Source organism: Variovorax sp. CCNWLW225 (assembly GCF_037204045.1).
Classification (GTDB): domain Bacteria; phylum Pseudomonadota; class Gammaproteobacteria; order Burkholderiales; family Burkholderiaceae_C; genus Variovorax.
The window spans coordinates 947433-960321 of sequence record NZ_JBBCBV010000001.1 but is presented as its reverse complement, the minus strand read 5'-3'; the positions used below and the strand labels follow the sequence as shown (position 1 = coordinate 960321).

The 12889-nt window shown below is 65.1% G+C and carries 11 protein-coding genes; 2 read left to right on the top strand and 9 right to left on the bottom strand.

The features are described 5' to 3' along the window. Positions 1–93 precede the first annotated feature (93 nt). The 5 genes from V9L20_RS04660 to V9L20_RS04640 form a co-directional block, all read right to left on the bottom strand. Complete coding sequence (locus tag V9L20_RS04660) at positions 94–1107, bottom strand: ABC transporter substrate-binding protein (protein WP_337295663.1); 1014 nt, start codon at positions 1105–1107, stop codon at positions 94–96. 51 nt (positions 1108–1158) lie between these two features. Next, positions 1159–2169, bottom strand: coding sequence for a LacI family DNA-binding transcriptional regulator (locus V9L20_RS04655; RefSeq protein ID WP_337295662.1), 1011 nt, complete (start codon positions 2167–2169; stop codon positions 1159–1161). A 145-nt stretch (positions 2170–2314) separates the two neighbouring features. After that, positions 2315–2827, bottom strand: coding sequence for a signal peptidase II (lspA, locus tag V9L20_RS04650; RefSeq protein ID WP_157612688.1), 513 nt, complete (start codon positions 2825–2827; stop codon positions 2315–2317). Then, entirely contained in the window at positions 2827–5676 is a 2850-nt protein-coding gene (ileS, locus tag V9L20_RS04645) for an isoleucine--tRNA ligase (RefSeq protein WP_337295661.1), read from the bottom strand. The genes lspA and ileS overlap by 1 nt, the downstream gene beginning before the upstream one ends. Positions 5677–5797: 121 nt before the next feature. Further along, positions 5798–6835, bottom strand: coding sequence for a bifunctional riboflavin kinase/FAD synthetase (locus V9L20_RS04640; protein ID WP_337295660.1), 1038 nt, complete (start codon positions 6833–6835; stop codon positions 5798–5800). Between the two features lie 166 nt (positions 6836–7001). Here V9L20_RS04640 and V9L20_RS04635 point away from each other — a divergent pair, with 166 nt between their 5' ends. Then, a complete protein-coding gene (locus tag V9L20_RS04635) occupies positions 7002–7562 on the top strand; it encodes an HNH endonuclease (protein WP_258504542.1) in 561 nt (186 codons plus the stop codon). A gap of 8 nt (positions 7563–7570) precedes the next feature. Here V9L20_RS04635 and V9L20_RS04630 read toward each other — a convergent pair whose 3' ends face one another. The 4 genes from V9L20_RS04630 to V9L20_RS04615 all read right to left on the bottom strand — a co-directional run bounded on the left by V9L20_RS04630 (position 7571) and on the right by V9L20_RS04615 (position 12117). Further along, complete coding sequence (locus tag V9L20_RS04630; RefSeq protein WP_337295659.1) at positions 7571–8362, bottom strand: enoyl-CoA hydratase; 792 nt, start codon at positions 8360–8362, stop codon at positions 7571–7573. Positions 8363–8373: 11 nt separating this feature from the next. Next, the gene (locus tag V9L20_RS04625; RefSeq protein WP_337295658.1) at positions 8374–9726 is read right to left on the bottom strand and encodes an alpha/beta fold hydrolase; all 1353 of its coding nucleotides are present in this window, start codon (positions 9724–9726) and stop codon (positions 8374–8376) included. An 81-nt stretch (positions 9727–9807) separates the two neighbouring features. Further along, positions 9808–10923 (bottom strand): acyl-CoA dehydrogenase family protein, encoded by a 1116-nt coding sequence (locus V9L20_RS04620; RefSeq protein ID WP_337295657.1) that lies wholly within the window; start codon positions 10921–10923, stop codon positions 9808–9810. 12 nt (positions 10924–10935) lie between these two features. After that, complete coding sequence (locus V9L20_RS04615) at positions 10936–12117, bottom strand: acyl-CoA dehydrogenase family protein (RefSeq protein ID WP_337295656.1); 1182 nt, start codon at positions 12115–12117, stop codon at positions 10936–10938. A gap of 154 nt (positions 12118–12271) precedes the next feature. On the opposite strand from V9L20_RS04615, the gene purN reads away from it, so the two are divergent. After that, positions 12272–12868 carry a phosphoribosylglycinamide formyltransferase gene (purN, locus tag V9L20_RS04610; RefSeq protein ID WP_258504550.1) on the top strand — a complete coding sequence of 199 codons (597 nt, stop codon included), beginning with the start codon at positions 12272–12274 and terminating at the stop codon, positions 12866–12868. Positions 12869–12889: the final 21 nt, after the last annotated feature.

Below are 12889 nucleotides of genomic sequence, written 5' to 3'. Positions count from 1 at the left end.
CTTGCGCAGCGAAATAAAGGAGGAGGCCGCAGGCCGGGGGACATTCGCGGAGAAAGGTACCCCGTCGGCGGGTGCGCGCCCTGAACAACGCACTTAGCGCACTTCCTTCAGATAACGATCTGAGAACGCCCGCTGCGCCTCAGCCATCCGCGCGTAGTCGACACTCTTCGCGCGGGCGTACTCGGTAGCCGGCAAGAACTGCGCCTCCACGTCCTTCGGCATCACACCGGCGCGCACCGGCCGCAGGTAAGCCTTGGCCCAGATGGCCTGGCCTTCGTCGGACAGCACGAAGTCGAGCACCTTCTTGCCCTCGGCTGCGTGAGGTGCCTTCGCGACGAGGCTCATCACGTAAGGCACTGCCAGCGTGCCTTCGCTCGGAATGACGAATGCGACGTTGGCCTTGTCCTTGTACTTGGCGCGGTAGGCGTTGAAATCGTAGTCGAGCAGGATCGCGATCTCGCCCGACAGCACTCGCGCATACGAGGTCTGCTTGGGAACGATGGGCTCGTTCTTCTGCAGCGCCTTGAAATAGTCGATGGCGGGGCCGAAGTTGTCGAGCGTGCCGCCGCGTGCTTCGTTCACCGCTACCGCACCCACGTAGCCGACGAAGGCCGATGCGGGGTCGAGGTAGCCGATGAGGCCCTTGTATTCGGGCTTGAGCAGGTCGGCCCACGATTTTGGAACCGGCTTGCCCTTGAGCGCATCGACGTTGACCATGAAACCGAGCGTGCCGGAGTGGATGGTGAACCAGTTGCCGGCCGGGTCCTTCAGGCCGTCGGGAATGTCTTTCCATGCTGCCGGCTTGTAGGGCTCGACCACCCCGTCCTTCTGGGCCTGCACCGCGAAGGTCACGCCCAGGTAGGTGACGTCGGCCACGGGGCTTGCCTTCTCGGCCACGAGCTGCGCGAGCGACTGTCCCGAGTTCTTGTTGTCCGCCGGCACGGTGATGCCGGTCTTGGCCTTGATAGCCTTGAGCTGCGTGCCCCAGTCGGCCCATTCGGTCGGGCAGTTGTAGCAAATGGCGGTCTGGGCCATGGCGCTGCCGGCGGCGACGAGCGCGGCGGTGAGCAAGCCCAGGCGGGCCATGCGGGAGATGCGGAGAGACATGAAAGAACTCCTTGATGTGGATGTGAGGGGTGAGGCGGGTGAAACGGGTGATCAGTCGTCGGCGACATCGCGTGCGGATGCGCACGATTCGCCGTCGCGGAAGAAGCAAGGCAGCAGCAGGCTCGCATCGGCTTGCAGCGTGGCGCCGCCGGCCATGGCCTGGACCAGCAGCTCGACGCTGCGGCGGCCGATGTCGCTGTTGGGCTGCGCAATGGTGGTGAGCGCCGGCGTGAGATCTTCGCCGAGCGCAATGCCGTCGAAGCCGACGACGCTGAGGTCGTCGGGTACGGAGAGTCCGCTCAGGTGCGCGGCGCGAATGCTGCGGATGGCGAGCAGGTCGTTCGAGCAGACCAGCGCGGTGGGTCGCTCCTTGGCTTGCAGCAGGTGCGCAAGCATGTCTACCGCGCTTTCGACAAAGGGCACTTCGATGAGCGGCGGCGCATCGAGCCCGGCATCGGCCATGCCTTTCTGGTAACCCCGGTAACGCTGTTGCGCACGGTCTGAAGCGGCGAGCGTGCCGCTGACCATGGCGATGCGGCGGTGCCCCAGCAGCACCAGGCGCGCGACGGCATCGGCCACGGCAGCTTCGCCGTCGACGGTCACGCAGGGATGGTCGGGATGCCGGTTGTAAGCCAGCACATAAGGCGTGCCGGCGGTGCGAAGCCGTGAGAGGGCCGCCGAAGTGGAGGGGTTGGAGACCACGAGGATCAACCCGTCGACATTGCCGGCAAGCAGCAGGTGGACTGCACGCTCTTCTTCGTCGAGCTGGTAGCCCGTCGTCACAGGAATGATGGCGTAGCCGCCTGCCATGGCTGCACGCGCAATGCCTTGCAGGCACTCGGCGAAGGTCGGATTCAAAAGCGTCGGCAGCACCACGCCCAATGCGCGGCTGCGCTGGGTGCGCAAGGTGCGCGCGCTGGCGTTGGGCACGTAGTGGAGCTCGCGCGCCACGCGTTCCACCAACTCACGCGTGGCTGGCGTGACCTTGTCGGGGAAGTTGAACGCCCGCGACACGGTGGCCACGGAAACTCCGGCTTTGGCTGCAACGGCTTGGATGCTCATCGTGCGGTGTTATGTAATCGATTACATTTCACCGCGGCAGTATGACCCTGCCATGACAAGCCATGACAAGCCAAGAAAGCCGGGAAAAACCCTCGCGTTGAGTCTTGAAGAGAAAGGGGCCCGAAGGCCCCCTTGAGAAACTGGCTTACTTGCCGCGTCGAACCCGCCGGATCTCGTCCACGATCAGGCAGATGGCCCCCAGCGTGATCGCGCTGTCCGCCGCGTTGAAGGCCGGAAAGTACCAGTTCCCCGCGTGGAAGCTCAGGAAGTCGACCACGTACCCGTGCATCATCCGGTCGATCACGTTGCCGATGGCGCCACCCAGGATGCACGCCATCGCGAACGAAAACAGCTTCTGCCCCGCGTGCGATTTCAGCATCCACACGATGAACACCGCGGCCGCCAGGCCAATGGCCGTGAAGAACCAGCGCTGCCAACCCGAATGGTCGGCCAGGAACGAGAAAGCGGCGCCCGTGTTGTGCGCGCGAACCACGTTGAAGAAGCTCGTCACGTAAGTCGCATCACCGAGCTTGTAATAGCCCAGGATCAGCGTCTTGGTGAACTGGTCGATGATCAAGATGATCGCCGCCAAGGCGAGCCATGGCCAGATGCTGCCGCTGCGCGAACGCGATGCCGACATGGAGCGTGCGGCCGCCATCAGGCAAAGCTCCGTGCTTCGCCGGCGCCGAACAAATTGCTCGTGCAACGGCCGCAGATCGTCGGATGCGCCGGGTCGTGGCCCACGTCGTCGCGGTAGTGCCAGCAGCGATCGCACTTCTGCGCGCTGCTCGGTGTCACCGTGGTCGAGAGCGTTTCGCCCGCGGCGATTGCGATGGCCGAGGTGATGAAGACGAATTTCAGGTCATCGCCCAGCGAGCCCAGCAGCGCGAAGTCGTTGGCCGGCGCGGTGAGCTGCAGGTTGGCCTGCAGCGACGAACCGACCTTGCCTTCGGCGCGCACCGCCTCGATGTCCTTGTTGACCACGTCGCGGATCTCGCGGATGCGGCTCCACTTGGCGAGCAGCGCTTCGTCGGGCGCTGCGAATTTGCTGAACGTCTGCGCAAAGATCGATTCGCCCGGCTTGCCGGTGCTCACGAACTTCCATGCCTCTTCGGCGGTGAAGCTCAGGAACGGCGCCATCCAGCGCAGCATGGCTTGCGAGATGTGCCAGAGCGCGGTCTGCGCACTGCGGCGCGCGAGCGAGCCCGGCGCCGTCGTGTAGAGCCGGTCTTTCAGGATGTCGAGGTAGAACCCGCCCAGGTCTTCCGAGCAGTAGATCTGCAGCTTGGCCACCACCGGGTGGAACTCGTACACCTTGTAGTGCGCAAGGATCTCGGCCTGGAACTGCGAAGCGCGCGCAAGCGCGTAGCGGTCGATCTCGAACAGCTGGTCGAGCGGCACCGCGTCCTTGGCGATGTCGAAGTCGCTGGTGTTCGCCAGCAGAAAGCGCAGCGTGTTGCGGATGCGGCGGTACGAGTCGACCACCCGCGCGAGGATCTTGTCGTCGCCCGCGATGTCGCCTGAGTAATCGCTTGCGGCCACCCACAGGCGGATGATCTCGGCGCCCAGCTTGCTGCTGATTTCCTGCGGGTCGATCCCGTTCTTGAGCGACTTGCTCATCTTGATGCCCTTGGCATCCACCGTGAAGCCGTGCGTGAGCAGGCCGCGGTACGGCGCGCGGTCTTCCAGCGCGCAGGCGATCAAGAGCGACGAGTGGAACCAGCCGCGGTGCTGGTCGTGGCCCTCCAGGTACAGGTCGGCCTCGGGCCCCGTTTCGTGGTGCACGTTGGGGTGCGTGCCGCGCAGCACGTGATAGAAGGTCGAGCCCGAGTCGAACCACACCTCGAGGATGTCGGTGCTCTTGGTGTAGTGCGGCGCGTCTTCGGCGCCGAGGATTTCTTCGACGGTGACGCGGCTCCAGGCCTCGATGCCGCCCTTTTCGACGATGTCGGCGGCCTGGTCGAGGATTTCCATCGTGCGCGGATGCAGTTCGCCCGAGTCCTTGTGCAGGAAGAACGGGATCGGCACGCCCCAGCTGCGCTGGCGGCTGATGCACCAGTCAGGCCGGTTGGCGATCATGTCGTGCAGGCGCGCCTTGCCGTTCTCCGGATAGAAGCTCGTCTTCTCGATGGCTTCAAGCGCCGTCTGGCGCAGCGTCTTGGGCGCCTTGTCCTTGGTGAACACGCCTTCGCCCTCGTCCATGCGCACGAACCACTGCGCCGCGGCGCGGTAGATCACCGGTGTCTTGTGGCGCCAGCAGTGCGGGTAGCTGTGCGTGATGGTCTCGGTGGTGAGCAGGCGGTTGGCGTCGCGCAGCGCGGCGATGATGACCGGCACGGCCTTCCAGATGTTCTGGCCGCCGAAGAGCGGGAAGTCGGGCGCGTAGCTGCCGTTGCCCTGCACCGGGTTCAGGATGTCGTCGTACGCCACGCCGTGGGCGATGCAGGAGTTGAAGTCGTCCACGCCGTAGGCGGGCGAGGAGTGGACCAGGCCGGTGCCGTCGGTGGCGGTGGCGTAGTCAGCCAGGTACACCGGCGACAGGCGCTTGTAGCCAGCATCGACGTCATAGAGCGGATGCTCGAATTCGAGCCCGCCGAGCTTCTCGCCCTTGACCGTGGCCAGCACCTTGCCGTCGAGCGCGTAGCGCGTCATGCACATCTCGACCAGCGAATTGGCGAGGATGAGCAGGCCGCGTTCGGTGTCGACCAGCGAATACTCGATCTCGGGGTTCAGGTTGATCGCCTGGTTGGCCGGGATGGTCCACGCGGTGGTGGTCCAGATCACGGCAAAGATGTCGCCGAGGATCGTATGGTCGGTCTCGAAGGCCTTGAGCACCTTCTCGCGGTCGTGCGCCTTGAAGGCCACGTCGATGGTCTGGCTCTTCTTGTCGGCGTATTCGATCTCGAATTCGGCGAGCGACGAGCCGCAGTCGAAGCACCAGTACACCGGCTTCAGGCCGCGATAGACAAAGCCGCGCTCGATCACGCGCTTGAATGCCCGCAGCTCGCCGGCTTCATTCGCAAAATCCATCGTCTTGTAGGGATGGTCCCATTCGCCCAGCACGCCCAGGCGCTGGAAGTCGGCCATTTGTTGCGCGATCTGCTCCGTGGCGTAGGCGCGGCTCTTGGCCTGCATTTCATCGCGGCTCAGGTTGCGGCCATATTGCTTCTCGATGGCGTTCTCGATCGGCAGGCCGTGGCAGTCCCAGCCGGGCACGTAGAGCGCGTCGTAGCCTTCGAGCTGGCGCGCCTTGGTGATCATGTCCTTCAGGATCTTGTTCACCGCGTGGCCCATGTGGATCTGGCCATTGGCGTACGGCGGGCCGTCGTGCAGGATGAACTTGGGCGCGCCGTGGCGGGCGTCGCGCAAGCGGTGGTAGCGGCCTTCGTCGTTCCATTCCTTTACCCAGCCCGGTTCGCGCTTGGGCAGGTCGCCGCGCATCGGGAAGGGGGTGTCGGGCAGGTTCAGCGTGGAACGGTAGTCGGTGGTGGAAGCAGCGTCAGACATGTTGGGGTGCGAAACAGAGGGGCTTCGACAGGCTCAGCCCGAACTGCATTGAGCGGTCGGTGCGGAAGAAAAGCCGTTCGCCCTGAGCTTGTCGAAGGGCGGCAGCACGGTGCGTGCAGGGCTAAATTCGATCGCGTGTCGTCTGGCGATGGGTTTCGGCGTGGGTCGACGCAAAGAACGCGCGCGCGTCGCGCCCATCCTTCGCGATGCCCGCAGTGAGGGCCTCGAGGCTGGTGTAGCGCAATTCGTCGTGCAGTTTGTGCAGGAGTTCCACGCGGACGATTTTACCGTAGGCACCTTCGGCTCCCAGATGCGAGGGCCACTCCAGGCAGTGCGTCTCCAGCAAAACCCGGCCGGCGTTGACATCGTTGGCGTCGAGCGAGGGGCGCACGCCCAGGTTGGCGACGCCGGGCAGGGGCTGGTCGGCCAGGCCGTGCACCAGCACCGCGAAGATGCCGCTGGCGGCCGGTTTCCAGTGCTTGAAGCGCAGGTTGAGGGTGCGAAAACCATCGTCCTTGCCGGGCTCGGAGGCGCCCAGCGCCCGACCGAGCTTGCGTCCATGAACCACGTGGCCGGAGATCGTGTAAGGCCGGCCGAGCAGGTGCTGGGCGTCGGCCATGCGGCCCTCAGCCAGCGCCTCGCGCACGGCCGAGCTGGAAACGCGCAGGCCGTGGACCTCGTAGCTGTTCATGCGCGCCACGTCGAAGCCGTGGGCATCGCCAGCGGCGTCGAGCATGGCGTAGTCGCCCGCCCGCTTGGCCCCAAAGCGGAAGTCGTCGCCCACCAGCACGTAGCGCGCGCCCAAGCCGTCGATCAGCACGTTCTGGATGAATTCGTCAGGCGACTGGGACGCCAGCCGGCCATCGAAGGGCAGCACGATCGTCTGCGCCACGCCACAGGCCGCAAGCTCGGTGAGCTTGTCGCGCAGGGTGCCGATGCGCGCCGGCGCCAGGTCCGGCTTTTTGGTGACGGCGGCGAAATAGTCGCGCGGGTGCGGCTCGAAGGTGAGCACGCAACTGGGCAGCCCGCGATGGCGCGCCTCGGTCTGCAGCAGTGCCAGCATGGCCTGGTGGCCACGGTGCACGCCGTCGAAATTGCCTATGGTGAGGGCGCAGGCCGGAGCCACGCCCGGGTGCCGGAAGCCGCGGAAAACCTGCATTGGTGAGTATCTTTTTGATAGCGCCTTTCGCCCGTCAATTGGGCGAATCAGGCCGTTTTGTCACAAAGCCGGTATATTGTGACTCAGTGCGTCGCTTGAAGTGGTTTCCGGCGCGCTCCGTGTCCCTGGTCTTTCCGTGATTCTTCCCTTTTTGAGGAGGCGTGTGGTGAAGGTCTTGAAGCTGTCGGCCCAAGGGCTGCCCCAGTCATGGATATCGCTCGAACAGGCGGTCATCCACTATGCAGCGGACGAAGTCCGCTGGGAGGTGGGCGCGCAGGTGGCTGTGTTCCGCGGGGGACACAACGCCATCACGGGCGAGCAATCGCAGATTGCCATCAACAGCATCATCGGCACCAAGGGCGTGCCGCGCATTAACCCCTTTACCCAGCGCCCGGGGCTTACCAACAGCAAGCTTTTTGCGCGGGACCGCAACGTCTGCGCCTACTGCGGCGGGCATTTCCACGAAGACGAGCTCACGCGCGAGCACATCATTCCGTTCGCGCAAAAGGGCATCGACACCTGGATGAACGTGGTCACAGCGTGCAAGCCGTGCAACCACCGCAAGAGCAGCCGCACGCCCGAGCAGGCCAACATGCCGCTCTTGTATGCGCCCTATGTGCCCAGCCTTTGGGAAGATTTCATTCTGCGAAACCGCCGCATCCTGGCGGACCAGATGGAATTCCTGATGGCGCACCTGCCGCAGAGCTCGCGGCTGCACGACACCTAGCCTGGGGCTCAACGCTTCCAGTCGGGCCGGCGTTTCTCGATGAAGGCCTGAACGCCTTCGAGCGCGCTCTCGTCCATCATGTTGCAGGCCATCGTCTGGCTCGCGTCGGCCAGGGCGGCTTCGATGCCGGTTTCGAGCTGGCGATAGAAGAGGGCCTTGCCCAGCGCAAGTGCCTTGCGGGGCTTGGCGACGATGCTGGCGACCAGCGTCTCCACCGCGGCATCGAGCTCGGCCGGTGCCGCGACCCGATTGACCAGGCCCTTCTGCCTGGCCTCCTGCGCATCGATGAACTCACCGGTCACGAGCATTTCGAACGCCTCCTTGCGGCCGAGATTGCGCGAAAGGGTGACGCTGGGCGTGGCGCAGAACAGACCCACGTTCACGCCGCTGACCGCGAAGCGCGCCTCGCTGGAAGCCACCGCCAGGTCGCACACTGCCACCAGCTGGCAGCCCGCTGCGGTGGCGATGCCATGCACGCGCGCAATCACGGGCACGGGGAGCCGCTGGATCGACAGCATCATTGCGCCGCAGCGCTCGAAGAGCTGCTGGTAGTAGCCCAGCGAGGGCTCCGCGCGCATTTCCTTCAGGTCATGGCCCGCGCAGAAGGCTTTGCCCGCCGCGGCGATGACAACCGCGCGCACGCTTTCGTCCGCAGCGATTTCGGCAATGGCCTGCTCGAGCGCGCCGAGCATGCCCTCGGAAAGCGCGTTGAACGAGGCCGGTCGGTTCAGCGTGAGCGTGACCACGCCGCGCGCATCGCGTGTCTTCAGCACGAAAGGGGAGGAAGCCGCGTCGTTCATGCTGTTGCCTCTCAGTAAGTCAATTCGAGCACCGTCACATGCTGCTGTGCCGCCGGCCAGGTCAGGCCCGTGATGCGCTCGCCGTTGAATTCACCGGTCACGGCGCGCTGAGGCTCCGCCGCGGCAACGCGCAGCCGCGAGCTCGACACGCCCGAGCCCTTGGGCGGCACCCCGGGCGGCGGGCTCTGGCCGTCGAAGCGCATGGTGTCGCGCTGCGCATCGAAATACCCGCGAGGGCGTGTGAAGACGACGACTGCATTGGCGCTGGCATCGGCCGCGGCGAGGCGTTCGGGACGCAGGTTCACCACGCTGCTGCTGCGCGGAAACGCGCTGCGGTAGATGTGGGTGGTGCCGTATCCCGGCGCGCTGAGGACGAATTCGTAGGCCGTATCGCCGCGTGCGCTGAAGGGGCCCCAGCGGCCGTCCGCTCCGATGTTCTTGCTGTGCACCGCATTGCCGCGCCGAGCGCCCGTGGCGGGATCGACCGCGTAAACGGTCACTTGGCCGCCGTTCAGCGAGAGGTTTTCCGCGCCGACGGCACGGCCATCGAGCACGACGTTCGTTTCGGCTGCAATCGCTGTGCTGCGCGGCGGCTCGCCCGTCAGGAACTGCCAGGTCGCGGCAAAGGCGGCGGGGGAGAACGAAGTCTCGCGATGGTCCACGCGCGGCAGCACCACGTTCGTCGCGCCCTTGAGCGCCGGCCCGTCGAAGCCGATGTTGGTCGGCTGGCCTGGCGCGCCGATCCAGAGGCCGTCGGGCTGCGCGTATTTGTCGTTGTTGTCGGAGCGCAGAGTGAGCCATTTCACGCCGGGCGCGACTTCGTCGCCATTCGGCCCTTTCGGTGCATTGAGCTGCTGCATGAACGCCGAAAGCCCGGAAAATTCATTGTTCTCTCGGAAGCCCTTCACCGCCCAGATGCCGTGCGCCGGATTGCCGCCCAGCACCACGTGGCTCACCACAGCCGCCCCGCCGCCGTTCTGCACGTAATTGCGAATGGTGTTGCCGCCGCGCGAATTGCCGAGCAGCACCACCTTGCTGGCGCCCGTGGCTTTCAGCACCTTCTCGACTTCGGCCTTCAGGAAGGCCGCCGAATCGGCGGTCGAGCTGCGGCCCGGTTGCGCCACGGTGTCGTCGTCGCGTGCCAGCGGATAGGGCTGGTCGACCGCAAAGAGCCGGTTGCGCGGCCAGCCGTTCGATTCGAAGCGCCAGATGGTGGTTTGCCAGAGCGCAGCCGAGTCGCCGTTGCCGTGCATGAAGACGATCGGCGGGCGTTCGCTGAACGAAGGCGATGGTGCGGTGGCGCAAGCGGTCAGCATGGCGGTCGATGCGAGCCCAAGGGCAAGAAGAGTGCGGCGTGATGGCATGTTTTGTTCCTGGCTGGTTCCAAGTAAAAACGCCCGCCGGCGCAAGGCGGGCGGGCGTTGGATGCTATGGGAAAAACATCGTCAGGCGAAGACGCCCGCGGTGTCCTGCATGCGGGCCGACACTTCGCCCAAATGGTGCAGGGTGTCGCCGAAAGTCATTTCAAGCTGCGTGAGCTTGCGGAAATAATGGCTGCCGATGTATTCGTCCGTCACGCCGATGCCGCCGTGCAGCTGCACCGAGTTGGCTGCCACGAAGCGCATCGAAACGCCCAGCTGGTACTTGGCTCGCGCCAGCGCCTGGCGCCGCTCGTCGGCCGGCGCGTTGAGCTTGAGCGTGGCGTAGTAGCTCATCGAGCGTGCGAGCTCGAGCTGCATCTTCATGTCGGCCACGCGGTGGCGCAGTGCCTGAAAGGTGGAGATGACCACGCCGAACTGCTTGCGCTGGTTCATGTAGTCGACCGTGAGTACTACGGTCTTGTCCATGACGCCGACCGCTTCGGCGCATGTGGCTGCAATGCCCACATCGACTGCGTACTCGAGCGCGGCCAGTCCGTCTGCGGTGATCAGCGTGGCGTCTGCCTTGTCGAACACGACTTCCGCCGCGCGGCTGCCGTCCTGCGTGCCGTAGCCGCGGGCTTCGACACCGCTGGCGCTGCGCTCGACCAGGAAGAGGGCGATCTTGCCGTCGGCCTGCGCGGGCACGATGTAGGCGTCGGCTTCGTCGCCCACGGGCACCACGCTCTTCGCGCCGGTCAGCGACCAGCCGTCGCCGGCCTTCACGGCCTTGGCTTCGCACACATCCAGCCGGTAGCGTGCCTTGCGCTCCTGGTAGGCAAGCACCACGATGGCCTGGCCGCCTGCAATGCGGGGCAGCCAGTTGTCCTTGAGGTCGGCACCGGCGTAGCCGCTGAGCACGGCGCCGGCAATCAGCGTCTGGGCGAAGGGCTCCAGCACGATGCCGCGGCCCAGTTCTTCCATCACCACCATGCCGGCCACCGGGCCCATGCCCAGTCCGCCGTCGTCTTCGGCGATGTAGAGGCCGCCCAGGCCAAGCTCGGCCAGTTCGTCCCAGGCTTCACGCGAGAAGCCGCCCTTGGCCTCGATGCCGCGGCGGCGTTCGAAGTCGTAGCCCTTGTCGACCCACTTGCGCACGGCGTCGCGCAGTTGTTCCTGGTCGTCTGAAAAATTGAAATCCATGTTCTTGTCTCCTCAGCCCAGAACCGTCTGCGCGACGATGTTGCGTTGCACTTCGTTGGAGCCGCCGTAGATGGTGGTCTTGCGCATGTTGAAGAAAGTCGATGCGAGCGGCGCAAGGGCCGGGTTGCCGCCTGGAAAGTCGCCTTGCCAGCCGGCTTCCATCGCTTCGCGGATGAGAGGCAACGAATACGCGCCGCCCGCCAGCATCATCAGTTCGCTGTAGCGCTGCTGGATTTCGCTGCCGCGGATCTTGAGCAGGCCCGCGACGTCCAGCGAGTTCTTGCCCGAGGTGGCGGCGGAGAGCACGCGCAGCACCATCATCTCGAGTGCGACGATGTCGACTTCGAGCTTGGCGATCTCGTCGCGGAAGCGCAGGTCGTCGTACACGCCTTCGCTCTTGGCAATGCGCTTCAGGCGCTCGAGCTCGCGCTTGGCGCGGTTCACGTCGGCAATGTTGGTGCGCTCGTGCGAGAGCAGGTGCTTGGCATAGGTCCAGCCCTTGTTCTCTTCACCGATCAGGTTTTCTGCCGGTACTTCGACGTTGTCGAAGAACACCTCGTTCACTTCATGGCTGCCGTCGAGCAGCTTGATCGGGCGCACCGTGACGCCGGGCGACTTCATGTCGAGCAGCAAGAAGCTGATGCCGGTTTGCGGCTTGCCCTCATTGCTGGTGCGCACGAGGTTGAACATCCAGTCGCCGTACTGGCCGAGCGTGGTCCAGGTCTTCTGGCCGTTGACGATGTACCTGTCGCCCTTGCGCTCGGCCTTGGTCTTGACCGAAGCCAAGTCGGAGCCCGAACCCGGTTCGCTGTAGCCCTGGCTCCACCAGACTTCGCCGCTTGCGATGCCCGGGAGAAAACGCTTCTGCTGCTCGGCGTTGCCGAAAGCCATGATCACAGGTGCGACCATCACCGGGCCGAACGGCACGATGCGCGGCGCGCCGGCCAGGGCGGTTTCTTCCTCGAACAGGTGGCGCTGGATGGCGGTCCAGCCCGGGCCGCCGAATTCCTTCGGCCAGCCGTAGCCCAGCCAGCCCTTCTTGCCGAGGATCTTGGCCCAGCCTTGCAGATCGTCGCGCGTCAGCTCGAGCGCGTTGTGCACCTTGTGCGAAATCTCCTTGGGGAGGTTCTCTTTGACCCATGCGCGAATTTCTTCGCGGAACTTCTGTTCTTCGGGCGTGAAGCTCAAATCCATGCGTGCCTCGCTGTGTTGATCGGTCCGCCGCCATCGCGCCGATGGCGGTGTGTCTCCGGAACTTCGAGTTTTAGCACGGTCGTGCTGTGAATCGGTGTCCGCGCGGCGACAAGTTCAGGGCCGCCGGAGCAGAGCACAGATAATCCCGCGTCCCATGAAGAACATCGTGATCCTTATTTCCGGCGGCGGCTCCAACATGGCGGCCATCGTGCGCGCCGCCGAGCGCGACCGCTGGGCCGAGCGCTTTGGCGCCCGCATTGCCGCGGTGGTCAGCAACAAGCCCGAAGCGGGCGGGCTTGCGATTGCCGCCACGCACGGCATCGCAACTGCCGTGGTTCCGCACAAGGAATTTCCGACGCGCGAAGCTTTCGACGAGGCATTGGCCAAGGTGGTCGATGCGCACGCGCCGGCGCTCGTGGTCTTGGCGGGCTTCATGCGCATCCTGACACCCGGCTTTGTCGGCCGCTACGCCGGGCGCCTGATAAACATCCATCCGTCGCTGCTGCCGGCGTTTCCGGGCCTGCACACTCACCAGCGGGCCATCGACGCGGGCTGCAAGGTGGCCGGCGTTACCGTGCACCAGGTAACGACCGAACTCGATCACGGGCCTATCCTGGCGCAAGCAGTAGTGCCCGTGCTGCCGGACGACACGGCCGCCACCCTGGCCGGCCGCGTGCTGGCGCAGGAACATCAGTTGTATCCACGCGCCATTGCTGGATGGCTTGCAGATACATCAGGTCACATTCGTTAAAGTTGTTTATATTCGCGGGTT

Bases quoted from the DNA above. Each gene is read 5' to 3' on its own strand.
- purN (WP_258504550.1), top strand. From the start codon at position 12,272: ATGAAGAACATCGTGATCCTTATTTCCGGCGGCGGCTCCAACATGGCG.
- V9L20_RS04655 (WP_337295662.1), bottom strand. From the start codon at position 2,169: ATGAGCATCCAAGCCGTTGCAGCCAAAGCCGGAGTTTCCGTGGCCACC.
- V9L20_RS04625 (WP_337295658.1), bottom strand. From the start codon at position 9,726: ATGCCATCACGCCGCACTCTTCTTGCCCTTGGGCTCGCATCGACCGCC.
- V9L20_RS04620 (WP_337295657.1), bottom strand. From the start codon at position 10,923: ATGGATTTCAATTTTTCAGACGACCAGGAACAACTGCGCGACGCCGTG.
- V9L20_RS04660 (WP_337295663.1), bottom strand. From the start codon at position 1,107: ATGTCTCTCCGCATCTCCCGCATGGCCCGCCTGGGCTTGCTCACCGCC.
- V9L20_RS04640 (WP_337295660.1), bottom strand. From the start codon at position 6,835: ATGCAGGTTTTCCGCGGCTTCCGGCACCCGGGCGTGGCTCCGGCCTGC.
- ileS (WP_337295661.1), bottom strand. From the start codon at position 5,676: ATGTCTGACGCTGCTTCCACCACCGACTACCGTTCCACGCTGAACCTG.
- lspA (WP_157612688.1), bottom strand. From the start codon at position 2,827: ATGGCGGCCGCACGCTCCATGTCGGCATCGCGTTCGCGCAGCGGCAGC.
- V9L20_RS04615 (WP_337295656.1), bottom strand. From the start codon at position 12,117: ATGGATTTGAGCTTCACGCCCGAAGAACAGAAGTTCCGCGAAGAAATT.
- V9L20_RS04630 (WP_337295659.1), bottom strand. From the start codon at position 8,362: ATGAACGACGCGGCTTCCTCCCCTTTCGTGCTGAAGACACGCGATGCG.